Below are 18,987 nucleotides of genomic sequence, written 5' to 3' on the forward strand. Positions count from 1 at the left end.
TCCAGTCCCGTAACCCACTCCCGCAGATCAGCAGCGGTTAAGTCATCTGGCATGTTTACACGCTAGAGATCTCAAAGGCTCGCTGTAGTACTAGAGCATGTACGTGCTGCTCGGCCGCGATGAGCACCGACAATCCGAACGAGTCCGCGGACGGCACGCCGCTGACGTCGACCGCGACAAGCGGAGGCCGGTGAAACGTCAGGGCCTCAGCCAGCCTGACCTGAAGAACCGGATATGAATCCATGTCGAGCACGCCCTCGACCCGGACCACAACGATGCGGAAGTCGACAGTGAACACACTGACGTGCAACGCCAGGGCCATCGGACTCACATCCAGCCATGCGGGCGGAAGGCACCACCAGCCCTGCAGGGCCACCGCCAAGCAGGAACAGGACGCAGCCCGGGCGTCGGCATGAGGGGCGAGCTCATCGAAGGCCTTCCTGGACAGCTGACAGATCATGCCGACCAGACTTCCCGGCTCACCGGCGTCCAGGGTAGCAGCCTTCTTGCTCTATGCAATGATCAGGCTTACAAACGAAGACCTCAGAGAGGCGCACACGGCGCATTCACTGCGACTTATGACGCAGCCTGGCTGGAAGGACGCCAGCGGTCCCGCAGGGCCGAAGACGATGCCGGGCGAGCCTGAGGCTTGGCGTCATGCGGCCGGCGGGGCTCCGATTGGAACCCTTGCGCCCCAGAGCTTCCCGTCAGATGAGCCCCGTCAGGCCCTGGCCTCGGTCGGGCAGGGTGAGGGTGGCCGCCGTTTCCTGGAGCATCAGGTAGCCGCAGTGGCGAATGTGCAGCTTCAGATGCGGGTTCGCGGCCAGGAGCGGGTCGGTGGCGGGAGCGATGTCGTGGCCGTCCCCGCCGCTGGTGATCGAGGTGACGGCGAACTCGGCGCCGATCGGTCGCGAGGCGGGATCGTCGTAGTCGATGACGAGGTTGCCCGCCCAGTGGGCGTGGACGTCGCCGGTGAGCACGGCGACATTGCGCGCGTCCGCCTGGATCCAGCCCTCGCTGACACGCAGGCGCGCGGCGGTGTAGCCGTCCCAGGCGTCCTGGCGGACCGACCGCTCGCCTCCGGGGTCGCGGTCGCGCTGCCCGAAGAAGACCTGCTGGCCGAGCAGGTCCCAGCGTGCCCGGGAAAGCTCCGCAAGCCGTCCAGGAGCCATTGCTCCTGGTCCAGACCGAGCATGATACGGCTCGGTCCCGCCGAAAGCGGGCAACTGGCTGAACCGGCGCCGCACAGATGCGGATCACGGTAATGGCGGGTGTCCAGCACGTACGGGGTGGCGAGGCTGCCCCAGCGCAGGCGCCGGTAGAGCTGGATGACCGTGCCTCCGGGGCGGGCGCCCGGCCACAGTGGCATGTGCTCGTAGTAGGCGCGGAAGGCGTTCTGGCGGCGTTCGGCAGGTATGAGGTTGGTCCAGTTGTTGAGCACCTCATGGTCGTCCATGACGACCACCCAAGGCGCGGCGGCGTGCGCGGCCTGCAGGTCGGGGTCGGTCTTGTACAGGGCATGGCGGCGCCTGTAGTCCGCCAGGGTCGCGGCTTCCGGCCTCGCGTGGTCGCGGACGTTTCCGGTGGGACCGAGCAGATGGTCGCTTTCTTGCTCGGAGATGTAATCTCCCAGGTTCAGGACGAGGTCAGGACGCTCGGATGCCACTGCCATATTCGCCCGAAAGCTATGAATACGCTGTTGAGCCATGTAGCGAGGGAACTCTCGCCGTCCCACACCAGACTTCTCGGTTCGACGGTGCAGGTATGGAGGAGTTCGCAGCTACGACAGCCCGCGGGGGCGGCCGAGGATACGCCTGGCAGATGCAGACAGATGAAGCGGCCCCAGTGCGTATCAACTTCCAACAGTGGTGGCACTCCAGCCCGGCCGGGTTTGACGTACGAGACGTCCGTCGGAATATTTCGCCTTGCACCTGACTGACTTTCGTGCCCACCTCGTCAGTGACGAGGCTCCGCTCCTCTGTCTCGCTGACGTGATTCCCGCCCGCTTCCGGGGCCGGGCGCGGCACGGGTGGAGCGGGCCGGACAGGTGTCGTAGTCGTAGGCGGCGGTGACGGTGATGGTCTGCGCGGCTGTGGTGGCCGGGGGGTGAGTACGTGCAGGCGAAGGTGCCGGCACAGTGCGGGTCCGGCCCGGACCGGCCGTCCTCGTGCTGCTGTTGGAACACGACATGGTCTTCGACCGCCTGGTTCCTGGTTGTCGTCGCCTCGGCTGAGTCATCGTTCGATGCCACCGGGCAGATCGGCACCATCTCCACCGCCCACGCCTATTCAAGTTGTTTTTTGAGCTTGCGCCACCCGCCTGCTCGGTTGTTGGCGATGATCTGACGGAACATGACAGTGAGAGCAGGAGCGTTGATGGTTTCTCCTTCACGGAAAGCCACCGTGCGGGCGGTCTTGTTGTGGTGGCCGGCCGTGATGATGCCTTCGGGGTCGGGGACGATGGCGCCGTCGTACAGAAAAACGTTGACGTGGTCCTTGGCGGCGAGCAGTGCGCACACGTTGCCCTGGAGCACGAAGTAGGGCCGGACCGTTCGCTTGATGGTCTCGCCGATCTCGGGGTCCGCGGCGTGGATCAGGTCCCGAACCTGCCGGCAGATGTCCTGCTGCCATCCGGGCAGGGCGTCGATGTAGTCGTCTACACGAGGGTCTGTCTCATAGGGGCGTACGTCGTTCACAGCCAGGCACCCACGATCGCCGAGGTAACGAGAATTTTCATCAGCCAGTCGCCGGCGTGCAGCGCTGCGGTGACGGCGGGTGTCTTCTCCCACATCATGGACCCGGTGAGCAGCACTGCCGGGAATCCGACCCACAGCACCAGGCCGAGCGCCATCATCGGGCCTGCCCCGGTGATTCCGGCGTACTCGGCCAAGCCCGCGATCACGACGGCGATCACGACGCCGCGCGCCAGCTCCAGGAGGATCTTCAGTGGTGGCGGCCGGTCGCCTCGGTCCGGAGCACGGTCACCCAGTAGACGTTTCTCGGCCGGGGCGAGCAGGGCGTAGTAGGTCGAGCTGAGTACGAACACCGCGATCGATGCGGCAATGACGGAGATCACGTTACCCATGGATCGCCTCCAGGTAAACTAAACGGTACCGTTTATGCGTGGTAAAACTAAACTGGGTAGTGTTCTCTGTCAAGGAGGAGTTCGTTGACCGCTTCGGCACGGGCCGAGGTCCGCTCGGCGCGCAAGCGCCAGGAGATTCTCACGGCCGCGAGGTCGGTGTTCACCGCCCACGGCTACGTCGGTACGAGCATGGATGCGGTGGCCGCCGCGGCAGGAGCCTCGAAGCGGACGGTGTACCAGTACTTCGCCGACAAAGAGGATCTGTTCGCCGGTGTCGTCCTGGACACCGTTGATCGCGGTTATGAGCACTTCAAGCCCGCAATCCGCGCGCTCGCGGAGACGGACGACATCGAGACCGCCTTGCGGGACCACGCACGGATGACCCTGGCCGGGTTGATGAACCGGGAGGTCCTGCAGATGCGACGGTTGGTCATCGCCGAAGCGGAGCGCTTCCCGGCCATTGGACGCGAGTACTTCGAGCGGAGCTGGGGACGCACGCTCAAACTTCTCGCGGAAACCTTCGCAAGGCTGACCGAACGCGGCCTGCTGAACACCCCCGACCCAGAGCGCGCCGCCTACTTGTTCACCTGGCTGACCTCCTCGATTCCCACCAACCGGGTCGCCTTCCTGGGCGACGCGGCCGCCGGGTCCCCCGAGGAACTGACCGAACTCGCCGACGAGGGCACCCGCGTCTTTCTCGCCGCCTTCACTCCTCGGTAGCCCGGCGAGCAGACCGCCTGTGCACGACTACCAGAATGCCGGAGGCGCCCGTCGTACGCCTATGAGCGAGTGCCGGCGGAATGCGGTTGAAACTGGCCGCGTTCATCGAAAACCGCAGGTCGGAGGGCGGCTTCTGGAACCGGGGCTCGGCTGTGGATGGCCGTCTCCGACAGGGGACCGGTTTGCCGGGTGGCTCACATGTCCTTGTCCTTGGCGTCGGTGAGCGTCTTGTGGACGACGCCGGGACCCCGGTGGCGATGGTGCGGACGGATTCGCGGCGGCGGTCTTCGGCCAGGGGAAGCGCAAGGTCGAGGATGAGGGAGCGTTCGCTCGCTTTCAGTTCCATGCGACCCAAGCGCTGAAGCGGTGTTGTCACCGCGCTCTTCGCTCAGGAAGTCGCGAGCAACAAGGCCATGGTGGTTCCGGTGACCACGGCCAGCACCATGGGCGCCACGGCGTGGGAGCGGTGGCGCCGGTGCGCGAAGTCGCGGGCGCGGAGATGGAATCCCACTGCGCCGATCAACAGCACCGTGAGACCGGCGGCGGCCGCGACGGCGAGCGGCTTGAACCAGAGGCCGGCCGCGAGCCCGAGCGCGCCGGCGATCTCCAGGGTGCCGATCGAGCGGGTCATCGTCGAGCCGACGCCGAGCCTGAGCAGGTTGGCCGTCACGGGATCCCGTAACAGGACTTTCTGGGCGCCGGCGAGGAGGAAGACGAGAGCGACCAGAGCGCTCAGGGTGCTGGCGGCGAACGACATGGTGCGACCTTTCGCAGTAAAGAGAGCGAACATTCTTTTTCTAAGAGTAAGGCGGCAAAGTTGTCAAGTACGAATGTTCGTTCTACGTTGTGATCCCATGCCACGCATGCCCAAGGAGCACCTGGAAGCCCGCCGCCGCCAGATCCTGGACGCCGCCCGGCGCTGCTTCATCCGCAACGGCTTCCACGCGACGTCCATGCAGGACGTACTGGCCGAGGCCGAGTTGTCGGCCGGGGCCGTCTACCGCTACTTCAACAGCAAGGACGACATCATCGCGGCGACCGCCACCGAGGCTCTGGCCGAGGTCGCGTCGGCCTTCGAGGCGGAGGACGACGCATGGCCGCCAGATCTGGACAACATCGTCGATCTCGTGCTGGGGGTCGAACGCCCGCCGCTGTCCGGATCGCAGGAGTCGGCCCAACTGCTGGTCCAGGTCTGGTCGGAGGCTCTGCGATCGCCGTCGCTCGGCGCGAAGCTGAAGGAGGTCATGACGGAGGCCCGCAGCGTGGTCGGCGGCCTGGTGGCGCGGCACCAACAGCGCGGGCTGCTTCCCGCCGACGTCCCGGCCGAGCACGTGGCCGACGTCCTGATGGCTCTGGTCGACGGGTTCCTGGTACGCCGCGCGGTCTACGGCCACGCGGATTCGGTGACCTTCAGGAGCGGCATGCGAGCCCTGATGTCGGCGCCCGCGCAAGCCGCCCCATAGAGAAGGAACATTCGCTCTTGACGACGATCGGAGGATCATGCTCTTCTAAAAGAACGATCATTCGTTCTACGAGGGTGGCTTTGTGAGTACGAAAGCGGACGTTCTCATCGTCGGCGCGGGGCCGACCGGCCTGGTGCTGGCCATCGACCTGGCACGGCGGGGAGTGATCCCACGGATCATCGACGCCGGACGCGCGGACCACCGCGAAAGCCGGGCGGTGTCGATCGTGGCGAGATCGCTGGAGATGCTGGACGATCTCGGGCTGGCCCAAGCCGCCATCGAACGAGGCGTCCCGCTGCACACGCTGAACTTCTACCAGGGCACGACGGCCCTGGCCGAGATGGACGTGACGGCCGTGGACTCCCCGTTCCCGCTGGACCTGTGCATCCCGCAGTGGCAGACGGTCGCGCTGCTGCGTGAGCGCGCCGAGGAACTCGGAGTCGCCATCGAATGGGGCACCCGCCTGGTCGGGCAGCAAGCTGGCGAGCACAGCGTCAGCGTGGAACTCGACCACGAAGACGGTCGCGGCGAACGGTGCGAAACCCGCTGGCTGATCGGCGCCGACGGCGCCCACAGCACCGTGCGTGAGACGGCAGGCATCACCCGGCAGAGAGCCGACCTGAAGCGGGGGTTCATCCTGGGCGACGTCGCCGTGGACTGGCCGCTCACACGGGACCGCTTCCATGTCTACTTCGGCAAGTCCGGCCTCGTGGCCGTCTTCCCCATGATCGGGGGCTATTGGCGCATCCTGGCCAGCACGCCGGACGACCGGCCGCCGCAGAACCCAGGGCTGGACGACTTCGCCGCCTACGTCGCCGAACGCACACCCCTGGACTCTCGCGTACGCGATCTGCAGTGGAGTTCGTCGTTCGTGGCCCGCGAGAGCCTGGCCGACCGGCTTCGCCAGGGCCGGATCCTCCTGGCCGGCGACGCCGCGCACAGCCACAGCCCGGTGGGCGGCCAGGGCATGAACACCGGCATGCAGGACGCCTACAACCTGGGCTGGAAACTCGCGCTCGTCGTCACCGGGCGCGCCGAGGAGTCCCTTCTGAACAGCTACGAGGCCGAACGCCGGCCCGTGGTCAAGGCCGTGGTCGAGGCGACCTCGGCCACCACGAAGGCCGCCACCGGCAGCACGCTGGTCGCCCGCAGAGTCAGGCGGCACGCGCTGCGCCTGTTCGGCCGGCTCAACCCCGTGCAGCAGCGGCTGTCGAACGCCTTCGGCGAACACCTCGTCCACTATCGCGACAGTGATCTCGTCTTCGAACGCTGGCACGAGTCGCAGGCCAGAGCGTGGAGTGACGTCGCCTGCACCGGACCGGAAGCCGGCGAGCTGGTTCGGGACGTCTACGTGGAGAACCGTGAGGGGCCGGTGGCGCTCCGTCACCTCCTCCGGACGCCCGGCCACCACCTCGTCCTGTTCGCGGCGGACACGACGGACTCCGCCACCCTGGCCGCCTGGCACGCCTCTGCGCACGAGGCGATGGCCGGGCACGGTGAGGCCCATGTCATCACCCGCGGCCACCTGCCGCACGACCCCATGGACGGAGTCTTCGCCGACCTGCGCAGCGAGGCGCACAACCGCTACGGCGTGCGCCGCCCCAGCCTGTACCTGATCCGCCCGGACAAGTACGTCGGCTTCCGCGGCGACAGCGTCGACTTCGCACCCGTGAGCGACTACTTCCGCGCCCTGGGCGCCCGCCCGTGACCTCACCTGTCAAGAAGAGGCGCTGGACAACCCCGTGACGCAAGAACCGGCCGTCCCCGAAAGTCTGGTCAGAATCGGCGCGACCGCCCTGGGCGTGGCTCTCCTGCGCGTCCAGGAGAGCAGCCGACCGGACCGGCTGTTCGACGCCCCCCCTACGACGGTGCCGATGGCGTGCCCCGCCATGGCCAGGCTCACCGACCCGAGCACCAGTCTGCTGAACCCGCCCATCCCCTGGCTGCCGAGCACCAGCCAGTCGGCGGCGGCAGATCATGCCGTGCGACCACTGCTCGTACACGTGCACGAGCCGCAGCGGCAGCCCTCTGCGCTGGGCGTCGGCCCCGGCCCATTCCACCGCGGCGGTCGATGATGCGGAGCCGTCGATGCCGGCAACGATCGGTTCACGCACCCCCCTCCCCCGCACTCGCAGGCCCTCGACCTCCACCTCCCCGAAACCGACATCAAGACACGGGTAACCAGAAACCACTCAGCACGATCGTGGACAGTCCCTTGCCCAAGCCTGACCCTCGCCGGGGTGTGGTGGCCAGGACCAAGGGTGCATGTAGAGGAACGTGGGTGCTCACAGCTGGTTCGACGCGTTCCGCGCCCTGGCGGACCGTCGCGGCCGTCCCGGGGTCCGGCTGCTCGACGCCCTCACCGAGGCCGCCGTGGCCGGGCACGGGCCCGCCGAGACCTGGGCCCCGGAAACGGCCAGGCGGTTCGGGCTGCCCGCGGCCGCGGGGCTCGGGCCGGCCACCTTCTACGCCGATCTGGCCGCTCCGCACGGCCGGCGTCACATACGGGTCTGCACCGCGGCGGCCTGCTTCGCCGCTCGGGCCGGCCGGCACGTCCGCGAGGTCGAAGAGGTTCTGGGGGTCGGCGTCGATCAGGTCTCCGCGGACGGGGAGGTCTCCCTGCAGGGTGTCCGCTGCCTCGGCTACTGCTACGCTGGCCCCGCCTGCCTCGACGGCGACACGCCGTGCGCGGGCCCGGCGCTCGCCGCCCAGCTCTCCGGCCGCGCGCTCCCCCATGCCCCGCCGATCCCCGCCGCCGACGTCACGGGCGCTCCCGTCGTGCTGGCGGGCGTCGTCCAGGGGCAGGACGCCTGGCAGGTGTGGCCGGACGTGCTGCGGGCCGGCGCGCCGGAACGGGTCCTGCGCGAGGTGGCGGCCTCCGGGCTGCGCGGGCGCGGCGGAGCGGGGTTCCCCGTCGCCGCCAAATGGGCCGCGGCCGGACGTTCGCCCGGCACCGTGGTGGTCGCCAACGGCGACGAGGGCGATCCCGGCTCCTACGCGGACCGGCTGCTGATGGAGGCGGATCCGGGGCGGGTGCTGGAGGGGCTGGCGCTGGCCTGCTTCGCCTGCGGAAGCAGCCGTGGCGTGGTGCTGGTCCGGTCGGAGTACCCGCGCGCGCTGGCGACCATGCGGACGGCGGTCGAGCAGGCCCGTGCCGACGGACATCTGGGACGGCGGGTGCACGGCACCGACGTCGATCTCGACATCGAGGTGGCCGAGGGCTCGGGCTCCTACGTCGCCGGTGAGGAGACCGCCCTCGTCGCGGGGCTCGAAGGCGGCCGCGGCTGCGCCCGGCCGCGCCCGCCGTACCCGACACAGCACGGCCTGTGGGACGCCCCCACCGTCGTGAACAACGTCGAGACGCTGGCCGCGATCCCCTGGATCGTCCGGCACGGCGGGACCGCCTACGCCGCGCGCGGCACACCGTCGGAGACCGGCACCAAGCTGGTCTGCCTGTCCGAACGGTTCGCCCGGCCCGGCTGCTACGAGGTCGAGATCGGCACGCCGGTGCGCAGGATCGTCGACGAGCTCGGCGGCGGCCTGCGCGAAGGCGCGGAACTGGCCGTCGTCCAGGTCGGCGGGCCTCTGGGGGGGTTCCTCGCCGCCGATCAGCTCGACGTGCCGCTGTCGGAGACGCAGCTGGCCGGCCGCGGAGCGGCGCTCGGGCATGCCGGGCTGGTCGCCTTCGACCGGCGGGTCGAGCCTCTGGAGGTGCTGCGCCACGTCTGGGAGTTCGCCGCGGCCGAGAGCTGCGGCGCCTGCTCGCCCTGCCGGGTCGGGTCCCGCAGGGGGCTGGAGATCGTCCGGGCCGCGCAGCCGGGCGAGGAGTACGAGCGGCTGCTGCGGGTCATGGGTGAGGCCAGCTTGTGTGCCTTCGGGCGGCGCGTCCCGGCGGCCGTGCGCAGCCTCGTCCGCGCCTTCGGCGCCCGGCTGGCGGGGTGGGACCGGTGAGGGTGCGCGTCGGCGGGACGACCGCGCACGTGGCCGAGGGCGCCTCGGTCCTCGACGCCGTGCGCGCGGCCGGGATCGGCCTGCCCACGCTGTGCCACGACGACCGCCTGACGCCGGCCGGCTCCTGCCGCGCCTGCCTGGTGAGAGCCGGCGGCAAGGTGGTCGCCGCGTGCGTGACACCGGCCGCAGAGGACGCCCCGATCGAGGTCGACGCGGATGACCTGCGCGTCCTGCGCCGCGAGGCCGTGGAGGTCATCGTCTCGGTCCTGCCGCCGCACGCCCTGGACGGCGAGCACGGCGGCAGCGAGCTGGCCAGGGTCTGCCACGACCTCGGCATCGCGCCGGACACGGCCCGGGGAGCCGGCGGCCGGGGCCGCGACGACAGCCATCCGTACGTCCGCCTCGACCGGGACCTGTGCATCGCCTGCGGCCGGTGCGTGCGCATGTGCGCCGAGGTCCAGGGCACCTTCGCCCTCACCCTGGCCGGACGGGGCTCCGACACGGTGGTCGCGCCCGGCACGGGAGGGCCGTGGGCGGAGTCCGACTGCGTCGCGTGCGGCGGCTGCGTCGACACCTGCCCCACCGGCGCGCTCACCGAGCCCGGCCTGCCCGGCGGCGACCGGGCGCCGGAACTGCCGTGTACCCGCACCACCTGCGGCTACTGCGGGGTCGGCTGCTCTCTGGACGTGCTGACCAGCGGCGATTCGGTGACCGCCGTGCTGCCTGCCCGCGACGGCCCCGTCAACCGGGGCCACGCCTGCGTCAAGGGCCGCTTCGCCCACGGGTTCCTCCGCTCGCCCGACCGGCTCACCCGGCCGCTGCTGCGCCGCGACGGCCGCCTGGAACCGGTGAGCTGGGAGGAGGCCCTCGGCCACGTGGCCCGAGGGCTTCGCGCGGCGGTCGCGGCGGGCGGCCCCGGCGCGGTGGCGGCGATCTCCTCGGCCAGGGCGACCAACGAGGAGAACTACCTGCTGCAGAAGTTCATGCGTACGGTGATCGGCACCAGCAACGTCGACAACTGCTCACGGCTGTGCCACGCCCCGTCGGCGGCCGGCCTGACCGCGGCGTTCGGCCTGCCGGGCGGGACCGACCCCTTCGAGGACGTGGAAAGCGCCGACTGCCTGCTGCTCGTGGGCGCGAACCCGGTCGAGGCGCACCCCGTGGTCGGCGCGCGACTCCTCCAGCGTGTGCTGCGCGGGACGCGGCTCGTCGTCGCCGACCCGCGTGCGGTGGGCCTGGCCCGCCATGCCGACGTCCACCTGCGCCCCCGTCCCGGCGCCAACGTCGCCCTCTTCCACGCGATCGCCCACGTGATGCTGGCCGAGGGCCTGATCGACGACGAGTTCCTGCGCGAGCGGTCGGCCGGCCTGCCCGAGCTCACCGCGCTGCTCGCCGATTACTCCCCCGACCGTACGGCCGCCGTCACCGGCGTGCCCGCCTCCGACGTCGTCGCGGCCGCGCGGCTGTTCGGCCTGGCGGAGAGACCGGCGATCGTCTACGGGCTGGGCGTCACCGAGCACCTGCACGGCACGGACGGCGTACGCGCCCTGTCCAACCTCGCCATCCTTCGCGGAGCGGTCGGCACCGGACGCGGGTTCGGCGTGAACCCGCTGCGCGGCCAGAACAACGTCCAGGGCGCGTCCGACATGGGCGCGCTGCCGGACCTCCTGCCTGGATACGCCAAGGTGACCGACGCCGACGCCCGCCTCCGCGCGGAACGCGTGTGGGGCGTGCCCGTCCCGCCCGGGCCCGGCCTGCGGATCCCGGAGATGTTCGCCGCCGCCCGCTCCGGAGAGCTGCGCGCCCTGTGGATCCTCGGAGAGGACGTGTGCGCCACCGATCCCGACAGCAACCAGGTCGTCCAGGCCCTGGAGAGGTGCCAGCTCGTGATCTGCGACGAGCTGTTCCTGTCGGAGACCGCACGCAGGGCCGACGTCGTGTTCCCCGCCGCGTCCTGGCTGGAGAAGGAAGGCACGTTCGTCAACTTCGACCGCCGCTTCCAGCGGGTGCGGGCCGCGCTCGCCCCGCCGGGAGCCGCGCGGCCCGACTTCCAGATCATCCACGCGGTCGCCGCGGCGCTCGGCGCCGACCTCGGATGCGCCACGCCCGCCGAGGCCCTGGCCGAGTGCGGCCGGCTGGCCCCCGTCTTCGCGGGTCTGTCGCACGAACGGCTCGACCGGGAAGGGGCCGTCCCCTGGCCGTGCCGTCATCCCGACCGGCCCGGCGAGTCCTCGCTCTACCGGGAACGGTTCGCCACCCCGGACGGGCTGGCGCACCTCGGCGCCGTGCCGTACCTGCCGCCCGGCGAGGAGCCCGACGACCGCTTCCCGCTGGTTCTGGTCACAGGGCGGCGCTGGGCGCACTACAACTCCGGCGGCATGACGCGGCGTACGGACAACCTCCTGCTCGACCCCACCGACCGGCTCGACGTCCATCCCGTCGACGCGGCCCGCCACCGCCTGGGCGACGGCGACCGCGTCACGGTGCGCAGCCGCTACGGAGAGGCGCACCTGACCGTCCAGGTCAGCGATGACGTGACACCCGGCCAGGTGTTCTGCGCCTTCCACTTCCCCGCCAGCGGAGTCAATGCCCTCACCTCGGATCGCGGCGACGCCGCGACGTCATGCCCCGAGTACAAGGTCACGGCGGTGCGACTGGAGCCCGTTGGCGGAAAAGCCAGGGCAAGCGAGACAGACCAAGAGTTTCCCGGCCGGTGAGGCTGATCCGGCAGGGGCGGCGGGAAGGCTCATCCGGCAGGACCATTCCTCGTCCAGGAGGCGGCAGTGCGCGATGACCAGGCCGACCGGCCCATCCTGGTCGGCTACGACGACTCACCCGAGAGCCGTGACGCGCTGCGCTGGGCGGTCGAGGAGGCACGGCTGCGGCGGCTGCCCGTGCTGGTCTGCCACGCCCTGCACTGGCCTTACGCGCCGAGGCCGGTCGCGGAGGAGCTCCTCACGCAGATCGAGCAGGTCGCCCTCGGCGTCGTCGACGAGGGCGTGCGCCGCGCCAAGGAGCTGGCCCCGGAGGTGGACGTCCAGCCGGTCCTCGGGAAGGGCACGCCCGCCGCGGTGCTGCTGGAGGTCGCGAACGGGGCGGAGCTGACCGTACTCGGATCCCGCGGCCAGGGTGGATTCGAAGGGCTCCAGGTGGGATCGGCCGCCGTGCAGGTGCCCGCGCACAGCGTCAGGCCCGTCGTCGTCGTACGTCCGTCCCTCCGGCCACCCGACGGCCAGGACGTCCGCGTCGTCGTCGGCCTCGACGGCTCGCCGCCCAGCCTGGCGGCCCTGGACTTCGCGCTGGACGAGGCGGCGTTGCGCGGCGGCAGCGTGACGGCACTGTGCTGCTGGGCGGACTGCGGATCGGTGTCCTGGCCGGATCCGCTCCCCTTCGTCGACTCCAACGCGCTGCGCAGGGGCGCCGAGGCCCGCTTCCGGGAGGTCGTCTCCCACCTGGCCGCCAGACGCCCCGAGGTGACGGTGTTCACCGAGTTCGTGACCGAACGCCCCCAACGTGTACTGGTCGACTCGACGAAGGACGCCACGCTCCTCGTCCTCGGCAGCCGGGGGAACGGAGCTCCCGCCTGCCTGCTGCTCGGCCCCGTCACCCAGACCGCGCTGCTCGAATCCTGGTGCCCGGTCGCGGTGACCCCTGCCGACGTGCTGAACCCGCGGCTGCCGCCCGGATGAGCGGGGGCCGGGCTGAGGTAGGCGAAGAGCTGGGGGAGACGAAAGCGATGGCTGGCCGGATCGTGGCGGGCGTGGACGGCTCCCCGCCCTCGATGGCGGCGGTCGACTGGGGCGCGACTGACGCCCGCAGACGCTCGCTGGAGCTGCGCCTGGTGCACGTGTGCGAGCAGTGGGCCCGCGACGCCGGGACGGCCGAGTACTGTGCCGGGATGCTGGAATCGGCGGCGGACCGGGCACGCGGCCTGGCTCCGGGTGTGGAGGTCGACACGGAGATCCTGCCGGGCCCGGTGGTGGACGACCTGGTGCGGGAGTCAGCGGGAGCCGACAGTCTGGTGCTGGGCAGCAGAGGGTTGAGCGGCTTCGCCGGAATGGTGCTCGGCTCCACGAGCCTCGCGCTGGCCGGGCACGCCGCGAGCCCGGTCGTCGTCGTCCGGGAGGCCGTCACGGTACGGCACGGCAGGATCGTGGTCGGCTACGACGGATGGCGGTCCCAAGCCGCCATGGAGTACGCCCTGGCGCAGGCACGCGCTCAGGAGGCGGAGCTCCTGGTGCTCTACGCCTGGCGGCCGCCGATGCTGTCCTCGTACGCCACCGCCTACAGGGTGCTCAGCGAGGGCTTCGAGCAGGACGCCCGCGAGGCCGCCGAGCAGGTCGTGCCGTGGCGGGAAGGGAACCCTGACGTGCGGATCGCCGACGATCAGGTCTGCGACCACCCCGTGGCCGCCCTTCGGAACGCCTCCTCCACGGCCGACCTCGTCGTGGTGGGCTCGCGCGGGCTGGGCGGCTTCACCTCCGCGATGCTGGGCTCGGTCAGCCATGGCGTGCTCCACCACGCGGTCTGCCCGGTGGCCGTGGTGCCTCCCGTCAAGGCCGCCCGCTGAGTCCCTACGGCCTGGTCAGGCGCTTCCGGCACGACCGCGACCGGGCACGGCGCGTGCTGCAGAAGGGAGCTCGCCCGCGGGCGGCGGCCGAACCGCCGAAGGAGTCGCTGACTGATATACGTCCGGCCTCGGTGCATGGCCAGCCGGCCTACGCGGGAGCCACCGGACAGGCAGGCCGGGTGTTGCTGTGGCTGGTCAAGCCGGGAATCGGCGTGCGGGTCAGGGGGGACCACCTGCCGGAGGGGGACCTGGTACGGATCGCCGAGGGCATCCAGTCGCCTCCCGAAGGCCAGGGCGAGTCCGTCGACGGCATCGTGATCTCCTTCAATGATCCGAATTTGCGGTCGGGTCCTGTGGAGACCGTCATGGCACCACGCTGGCGTTCCACCATCCGGCGGTGGATCGGCCCGGACGGCGAAGACACCGTCACTGTCTCCATCCAGCGTGGGGCGGCGGTTCCGAGCGCCACCTGGTGGAGCAGCGTGTCCAGAGGCGAGCCGAAGTCGGCGACCATCGCCGGGGTGCAGGGGAAACTGCTCGACACGGGGGCCTCCACGCCCACCCGGAAGTTCGCCTGGACTCCAGAGTTCGGCCTGGCCATCGTGGTCACCGCCCCCGCGCGTGATCTGCGGCGAATCGTGAAAGGTATCGCGGCGCCATGACGCTGAAACCCCTGCCGGCTTCAAAGACGCACACCATGCCATCGCTGCGAAATGTGGGCGGGACCGCAGCCCCGAGCCATACCCGCCTTCTCCCCGGGAGCCACCACCATGCAGGCAATCGGAGGGGGTGTTCACGAATGGGGCTGGCCTGGGGCGCAAGAGGGGTTGAGAAGATCGCTTCCCGCGTAGGCAGCCCGGGCGCTGACCGTTCAGGGGGATTGCCGCGTGGCAGGGCCAGCCGAGGGAGGGCTTGTCTGCGGTGGGTGACATCAGGTTCTTGCAAGATCTTCGTGCAGGGGTGAGCAGGAGTCCGGAAAGCTCTTCAGCTGGCCCGGCCCAAAGTCACGGTGCGGGTTCCGGGTGTGAAGTCGCCGAAGGACTGTTGCCAGGACTCACCGGGCCAGTAGTACGTCACAAGGCCCTCGGCGGGCCGGTAGTGGGCGGTGTAGAGCGTTACCGTCCCCCGCTCGTCGACGGATCGATACAGCGGCGGCTCGAGCATCGCCGCCACGTCCGCGCCCGCGGCGCGGACGGCTCGCAGCCGCTCCTGCGTCCGCATGGCCCGTTCCTGCTCGTCGGTCACCGGCAGGTGCTGGTGATTGGAGGCGCAGGCGTCCGGTGCCACCGTCGGCGGCATATCCGGTCCCACGAACACCGTCATCGCCTTCTTGGGATCGACAAGGGTGAGGTTCTGGGGGACGGCGACCGGCAGGGACCGCAGCCTGTCGACCGCCTCATCGACGGTGTCGCACGTCTCCAGCAGGTAGCGCACGAGGATGAGAATGGCGAAGCCACGTCCGTAGACAGAACGTCCGCCCCAGGTGAGCGAGATCGCGAGACCGGCGTCGTTCATCCCGTCCAGCAAGCCCCACAGCATGTCCTGCATCCCGATCACGGGGCGCAGGAAGCAGGAGGAGACGATGGTCCCCTCGCACTGATCGGGCCGCAGGTCATAGTTGCGCAGCAGAGTGCCGTTCTGGCCGATCTGGGTGCAGGACTGGGAGAACGGCCGCAGTGCCGCGTGGGTGAGGAAGACTTCCGCCTCGGGCCGGTCGAGTTGGCCGGCCAGGCGGTCCAGAACCGGGACCAGTTCCGGCAGGTGCGCACGGAACAGCGCCCGAACACGATCCGCGCCCTCCGGAGTCCGGCCCTCCTCGGTCAGCAGGCCCTCCATGTCCTGCCACAGGGCCCGGGCGTGGGCGGCCCACCGCTCGTCGCCGCCATCGCCGACCTCGATCGCACGGAAGGTCTTGTGCTGTTGCCGCATGGCTGCCACTTTCCCTGTGAGAATCGGACGAGGTGAGGGCAACCTAGCTAATTGTGCGGGTAATTCACCAGGTGGCCGCCATCGGCCTTCGAGGAGGCTGGGTGCACGAACTAGCGGTAGCGACCTGGGGCTTCTTCGCCTGTTGGTGATCCGTGACGTGATGGCCCGGAACTCCTACAGCCCCCGCCAGCCGCCACTGGGTTGATCAGTGGGTGCGGCGGCGGGGCGCCAGGATCTCGGTGACTTGGCGATGGCCTCAGGTCCGGGTTTGACGTAGCGCATGGCGGTGCTGGGTTCTTGTGCCGGGTCTTGCCCATGATGAGCTCCAGGGGGACATCGGCCTCGCCGAGATGGGTGGCGGCGCTGTGGCGCAGCTGGTGCAGATCGAGGCCGGCGTACTTCTTCAGCAGGACGCGGGCGCGGTCGTAGCCCAGCGGCCGCGGCCGGTGTGCGGGCAGATGTCGGCGGCCGCCGAGCGGCGGGCGGGGACGGGGCGGCGTTCGGACAGGAACAGCGGGCCGCGCGTGCGCGTGCTGCCGTCCGGGAGCCGGAGCAGGCGGGGCAGCAGGTGGGCGGTGCCGCTGTCCCAGTACACCCACTCGGTCGCGCCGCCCTTGGACCGGACAGGCGCCCGCCGATGCTCCAGGTCCAAATCCTCGACGTTCAGCGCCAGGATCTCCGCGGCCCGGGCCGCGGTCTCGTAGAGCATCCGCCACAGGGTCTCCTCCCGCAGCGGGATGTCGCAGTTCGTCGGTCTGCTCCTGTCAGCCAGCAGCGCGGCCAGCTCCTGAGCAGCCTCGTAGTGGCCTGCTTCGGTCAGCGTCCGCAGTCAGCAGCGACGCCGTACCCGACCGGCATCTGACGATCGCCGCCGAGGTCGACGCCGTCGCCGACGAGCCCGGCGTCTCCTCCTCCCAGGTCGCCCTCGCCTGGACCCGGGCGCACCACACCTGGATCCATCCGATCTCCGGCGCCAGGACGCTCGACCAGCGCACCGGCAACCTCGCCGCCTGTGAGCTGCAGTTGCCGCCCGAGGTAGTGGAGCAGCTCGACGAGGTCAGCGCCTTCCCGCTCGGTTCCCGCAGAACTTCATCCACATGTCGCGCGAGTTCGTCTACAGGCCCTCGGTCGGCCGCTTCGACCAATGGGTGCCGTAGGGCGGTCGGCCGGCTTAGCCTGGACCGATGTCACGTGAGGGCACGGCGACGTACCCCGATCTCGCGCAATTACCGCCTTTGGTGCGGCGGGCGGTCGATGTCGCGCGGCGAGCGGGCTTCGGGACGTCCTGCCGTCCCGAGCAGGGACGGTTGCTGCTGGCGCTGGCCGCCGGGGCCGAGATGATCGGCGAGACCGGGACGGGGTGCGGGGTGGGGCTCGCCTGGCTGGCGTCAGGGGCGCGTCCCGGGACCCGGTTGGTCAGCGTCGAACGGGACGCGGACTCGGCGGCCCTGGCCGCCGAGGTGTTCTTCGATCAGCCACAGGTGTCGGTCGTCCATGGCGACTGGCGGGAGATCCACCGGGACGCGCCGTACGACCTGCTCGTCCTCGACGGAGGCGGCCAGGGCAAGCACGGCGAGCCGCCCGCCGACCCCCACCGGCTGCTCAGGCCCGGCGGGACGCTGGTCATCGACGACCTGACCCCGGCCCGGCACTGGCCGCCCCGGTTCGCCGGGAGCGTCGACCGGACCCGGATGCACTGGCTCGACCACCCCGGCATGGACACGGCGGAACTGCGGCTCGCACCCGACCTGGCCGCGCTGGTGGCCACCCGCCGCTTCACCGAGGCACCCGACCGGGAACGTTGATCAGCGCCCGGGCGGCGGTGAGGTTCTCAGCGAGGAGGGGATTCGCGCCGGCGCACGGGCCGGTCGCCCACGCGGCTGGGACGTCTCCACGACCCGCTTGCCCGATTCATGACGATGTCATGTGCAGCCGATGATCACGTCTCTGGTTCGTGTCGCGCCTGACCAGCAGGGTTGTTCTCAGTCGATCTGAAGGAGACGTCATGACTTCCCTGCGCTGGAGAACCTGGCACGGCCCGCTCGTCGCCTGCGCCCTCGCGATGGCGGCGCTCGCGTTGGTGAGCGGCGTCGGCCTGGTGATCGACGGGCGGACCGTCATGGGCGAGGGGGTCTGGCTCAAGCCGTTCAAGTTCGCCGCCTCCTTCGCCCTGTACGCGCTCACCCTCGCCTGGATGATCAGCCAGGTCGAGCGGTGGCGACGGACCCTGTGGTGGCTGGGCACCGTCACGGTGACGCTGTTCGTGCTGCCGGAGATCTCGGCGATCACCTTCCAGGCGGTACGCGGGGTGCGCAGCCACTTCAACTTCGCCACCACGCTCGACAAGTCGGTGTTCATGCTGATGGGAGGGGCCGCCTACCTGGGCTGGGCGCTCACGCTGGCGCTGGGGGTCTTCCTGGTGATGCAGCGCCGGGTGAACCGGGCGATGGCCTGGGCGATCCCGCTGGGGGTGGCGATCTCGCTGGCGGGCATGTCGGTCGGCTACCTGATGACCGCGCCGACGCCGGAGCAGGCGCAGGCGCTGGCCGGCGGCGTCAAGCTGATCACGATCGGCGCGCACACGGTCGGCGCGGCGGACGGCGGCGCGGGCATGCCGCTGCTGGGCTGGGCGACCGGTGGCGGCGACCTGCGGGTGGCCCACTTCGTCGGGCTGCACGCGCTGCAGGTGCTGCCGCTGATCGCGCTGTGGGTGCGCCGGGTTCCGCTGGTGATCGTGGCCGCGTTCGGTTACGCCGGTCTCACCGGGCTGCTGATCTGGCAGGCGCAGCGTGGCCAGGCGCTCGTCCACCCCGACGGGACCACCCTGCTCGCCGCCGGCGCGCTCCTGGCGGTGGTGGTCGCGGCAGCGGCGGCCGTCCGGGTCCGTTCCACGTCGCGTCCGCGGCTGACGCAGGCGCTGGCCGCCCATTCTTGACAGCACGGCCCCCGATGTGACGCGCCGCGTACCGCGGCGCCTTCGGCCGGACCGGTGAGCTCGCGGCCGCAACGGCGGGATTGTCGTTCGTCCAGCCGGCCTTGTACCGACCTCGTGCGGTCGGTACGGCGGAGCTGGCGCGCGGTGGCCGGCCCGGTGTCCCGCAGCCGTCCGGGATCGGCCCCCAGGCCGCACGCCCGGACGGCGCGGCCCGCCGAAGTCACCGATCGGGCGGTGCCCGGGCACTGGGAAGGCGACCTGATCATCGGTCTGGGACAGCTCCGCGATCGGCACGCTGGTCGAGCGCACTACCCGGTACACAATGCTGCTGCATC

General features: G+C 70.5%; 18 protein-coding genes and 4 pseudogenes. 12 read left to right on the plus strand and 10 right to left on the minus strand.

Translation table 11 applies throughout. From position 1 onward, the window contains the following. Positions 1–55: 55 nt before the first annotated feature. From AB0J46_RS51200 to AB0J46_RS51220, 5 genes and pseudogenes are all read right to left on the minus strand, one after another. Complete coding sequence (locus tag AB0J46_RS51200; protein WP_364344583.1) at positions 56–460, minus strand: STAS domain-containing protein; 405 nt, start codon at positions 458–460, stop codon at positions 56–58. Positions 461–707: 247 nt separating this feature from the next. Further along, positions 708–1,172: an alkaline phosphatase D family protein gene (locus AB0J46_RS51205; RefSeq protein WP_364344586.1), complete on the minus strand. Its 465-nt coding sequence runs from the start codon at positions 1,170–1,172 to the stop codon at positions 708–710. Positions 1,173–1,210: 38 nt separating this feature from the next. After that, positions 1,211–1,708, minus strand: a pseudogene (locus tag AB0J46_RS51210) (alkaline phosphatase D family protein); the annotation flags it as partial. A gap of 576 nt (positions 1,709–2,284) precedes the next feature. Beyond that, positions 2,285–2,695, minus strand: coding sequence for a DUF1801 domain-containing protein (locus AB0J46_RS51215; protein WP_364344589.1), 411 nt, complete (start codon positions 2,693–2,695; stop codon positions 2,285–2,287). Next, positions 2,692–3,084: a DUF1761 domain-containing protein gene (locus AB0J46_RS51220; RefSeq protein ID WP_364344592.1), complete on the minus strand. Its 393-nt coding sequence runs from the start codon at positions 3,082–3,084 to the stop codon at positions 2,692–2,694. Before AB0J46_RS51220 ends, AB0J46_RS51215 begins: the two co-directional genes overlap by 4 nt. A gap of 84 nt (positions 3,085–3,168) precedes the next feature. Here AB0J46_RS51220 and AB0J46_RS51225 point away from each other — a divergent pair, with 84 nt between their 5' ends. Then, entirely contained in the window at positions 3,169–3,804 is a 636-nt protein-coding gene (locus tag AB0J46_RS51225; protein ID WP_364344595.1) for a TetR/AcrR family transcriptional regulator, read from the plus strand. A 388-nt stretch (positions 3,805–4,192) separates the two neighbouring features. Here AB0J46_RS51225 and AB0J46_RS51230 read toward each other — a convergent pair whose 3' ends face one another. Continuing rightward, positions 4,193–4,561, minus strand: coding sequence for a DoxX family protein (locus tag AB0J46_RS51230; RefSeq protein WP_364344598.1), 369 nt, complete (start codon positions 4,559–4,561; stop codon positions 4,193–4,195). 97 nt (positions 4,562–4,658) lie between these two features. Here AB0J46_RS51230 and AB0J46_RS51235 point away from each other — a divergent pair, with 97 nt between their 5' ends. Both AB0J46_RS51235 and AB0J46_RS51240 read left to right on the plus strand, forming a co-directional pair. Then, on the plus strand, positions 4,659–5,267 hold the full coding sequence (locus tag AB0J46_RS51235) for a TetR/AcrR family transcriptional regulator (protein ID WP_364344601.1): 609 nt from the start codon (positions 4,659–4,661) through the stop codon (positions 5,265–5,267). A gap of 82 nt (positions 5,268–5,349) precedes the next feature. Then, complete coding sequence (locus tag AB0J46_RS51240) at positions 5,350–6,975, plus strand: FAD-dependent monooxygenase (RefSeq protein WP_364344604.1); 1,626 nt, start codon at positions 5,350–5,352, stop codon at positions 6,973–6,975. A gap of 9 nt (positions 6,976–6,984) precedes the next feature. Here the strand turns inward: AB0J46_RS51240 and AB0J46_RS51245 are convergent, their stop codons facing one another. Both AB0J46_RS51245 and AB0J46_RS51250 read right to left on the minus strand, forming a co-directional pair. Continuing rightward, positions 6,985–7,203, minus strand: coding sequence for a hypothetical protein (locus AB0J46_RS51245; protein ID WP_364344627.1), 219 nt, complete (start codon positions 7,201–7,203; stop codon positions 6,985–6,987). Positions 7,204–7,303: 100 nt separating this feature from the next. Continuing rightward, positions 7,304–7,459 (minus strand): annotated as a pseudogene (locus AB0J46_RS51250) (hypothetical protein); the annotation flags it as partial. Positions 7,460–7,544: 85 nt separating this feature from the next. Here AB0J46_RS51250 and AB0J46_RS51255 point away from each other — a divergent pair. From AB0J46_RS51255 to AB0J46_RS51275, 5 genes are all read left to right on the plus strand, one after another. Further along, positions 7,545–9,218, plus strand: coding sequence for an NAD(P)H-dependent oxidoreductase subunit E (locus tag AB0J46_RS51255; protein WP_364344606.1), 1,674 nt, complete (start codon positions 7,545–7,547; stop codon positions 9,216–9,218). After that, positions 9,215–11,935, plus strand: coding sequence for a formate dehydrogenase subunit alpha (gene fdhF, locus AB0J46_RS51260; protein WP_364344608.1), 2,721 nt, complete (start codon positions 9,215–9,217; stop codon positions 11,933–11,935). Before AB0J46_RS51255 ends, fdhF begins: the two co-directional genes overlap by 4 nt. A gap of 66 nt (positions 11,936–12,001) precedes the next feature. Then, positions 12,002–12,907 (plus strand): universal stress protein, encoded by a 906-nt coding sequence (locus tag AB0J46_RS51265; protein WP_364344610.1) that lies wholly within the window; start codon positions 12,002–12,004, stop codon positions 12,905–12,907. 47 nt (positions 12,908–12,954) lie between these two features. Continuing rightward, positions 12,955–13,788 (plus strand): universal stress protein, encoded by an 834-nt coding sequence (locus AB0J46_RS51270; RefSeq protein WP_364344612.1) that lies wholly within the window; start codon positions 12,955–12,957, stop codon positions 13,786–13,788. Positions 13,789–13,967: 179 nt separating this feature from the next. Beyond that, positions 13,968–14,450 carry a hypothetical protein gene (locus AB0J46_RS51275; RefSeq protein ID WP_364344614.1) on the plus strand — a complete coding sequence of 161 codons (483 nt, stop codon included), beginning with the start codon at positions 13,968–13,970 and terminating at the stop codon, positions 14,448–14,450. A 322-nt stretch (positions 14,451–14,772) separates the two neighbouring features. On the opposite strand, the gene AB0J46_RS51280 is transcribed toward AB0J46_RS51275, so the two are convergent. After that, positions 14,773–15,717 (minus strand): C45 family peptidase, encoded by a 945-nt coding sequence (locus AB0J46_RS51280; RefSeq protein ID WP_364344616.1) that lies wholly within the window; start codon positions 15,715–15,717, stop codon positions 14,773–14,775. Positions 15,718–16,120: 403 nt separating this feature from the next. Beyond that, on the minus strand, positions 16,121–16,426 hold the full coding sequence (locus tag AB0J46_RS51285; RefSeq protein ID WP_364344618.1) for a hypothetical protein: 306 nt from the start codon (positions 16,424–16,426) through the stop codon (positions 16,121–16,123). 98 nt (positions 16,427–16,524) lie between these two features. Here AB0J46_RS51285 and AB0J46_RS51290 point away from each other — a divergent pair. The 4 genes and pseudogenes from AB0J46_RS51290 to AB0J46_RS51305 form a co-directional block, all read left to right on the plus strand. Beyond that, a pseudogene (locus tag AB0J46_RS51290) lies at positions 16,525–16,767 on the plus strand (aldo/keto reductase); the annotation flags it as partial. A 134-nt stretch (positions 16,768–16,901) separates the two neighbouring features. Further along, positions 16,902–17,522, plus strand: a complete 621-nt coding sequence (locus AB0J46_RS51295; RefSeq protein ID WP_364344621.1) for a class I SAM-dependent methyltransferase — start codon at positions 16,902–16,904, stop codon at positions 17,520–17,522. Positions 17,523–17,722: 200 nt separating this feature from the next. Further along, positions 17,723–18,652 (plus strand): hypothetical protein, encoded by a 930-nt coding sequence (locus AB0J46_RS51300; RefSeq protein ID WP_364344624.1) that lies wholly within the window; start codon positions 17,723–17,725, stop codon positions 18,650–18,652. Between the two features lie 201 nt (positions 18,653–18,853). Continuing rightward, positions 18,854–18,987, plus strand: a pseudogene (locus AB0J46_RS51305) (IS30 family transposase); the annotation flags it as partial.

Source organism: Nonomuraea sp. NPDC049758 (genome assembly GCF_040674635.1).
In the GTDB taxonomy this organism is placed as follows: domain Bacteria; phylum Actinomycetota; class Actinomycetes; order Streptosporangiales; family Streptosporangiaceae; genus Nonomuraea.

Bases quoted from the DNA above. Each gene is read 5' to 3' on its own strand.
- AB0J46_RS51205 (WP_364344586.1), bottom strand. From the start codon at position 1,172: ATGGCTCCTGGACGGCTTGCGGAGCTTTCCCGGGCACGCTGGGACCTG.
- AB0J46_RS51285 (WP_364344618.1), bottom strand. From the start codon at position 16,426: ATGCTCTACGAGACCGCGGCCCGGGCCGCGGAGATCCTGGCGCTGAAC.
- AB0J46_RS51280 (WP_364344616.1), bottom strand. From the start codon at position 15,717: ATGCGGCAACAGCACAAGACCTTCCGTGCGATCGAGGTCGGCGATGGC.
- AB0J46_RS51220 (WP_364344592.1), bottom strand. From the start codon at position 3,084: ATGGGTAACGTGATCTCCGTCATTGCCGCATCGATCGCGGTGTTCGTA.
- AB0J46_RS51300 (WP_364344624.1), top strand. From the start codon at position 17,723: ATGACTTCCCTGCGCTGGAGAACCTGGCACGGCCCGCTCGTCGCCTGC.
- AB0J46_RS51235 (WP_364344601.1), top strand. From the start codon at position 4,659: ATGCCACGCATGCCCAAGGAGCACCTGGAAGCCCGCCGCCGCCAGATC.
- AB0J46_RS51200 (WP_364344583.1), bottom strand. From the start codon at position 460: ATGATCTGTCAGCTGTCCAGGAAGGCCTTCGATGAGCTCGCCCCTCAT.
- AB0J46_RS51230 (WP_364344598.1), bottom strand. From the start codon at position 4,561: ATGTCGTTCGCCGCCAGCACCCTGAGCGCTCTGGTCGCTCTCGTCTTC.
- AB0J46_RS51295 (WP_364344621.1), top strand. From the start codon at position 16,902: ATGTCACGTGAGGGCACGGCGACGTACCCCGATCTCGCGCAATTACCG.
- AB0J46_RS51245 (WP_364344627.1), bottom strand. From the start codon at position 7,203: ATGGGCGGGTTCAGCAGACTGGTGCTCGGGTCGGTGAGCCTGGCCATG.
- AB0J46_RS51270 (WP_364344612.1), top strand. From the start codon at position 12,955: ATGGCTGGCCGGATCGTGGCGGGCGTGGACGGCTCCCCGCCCTCGATG.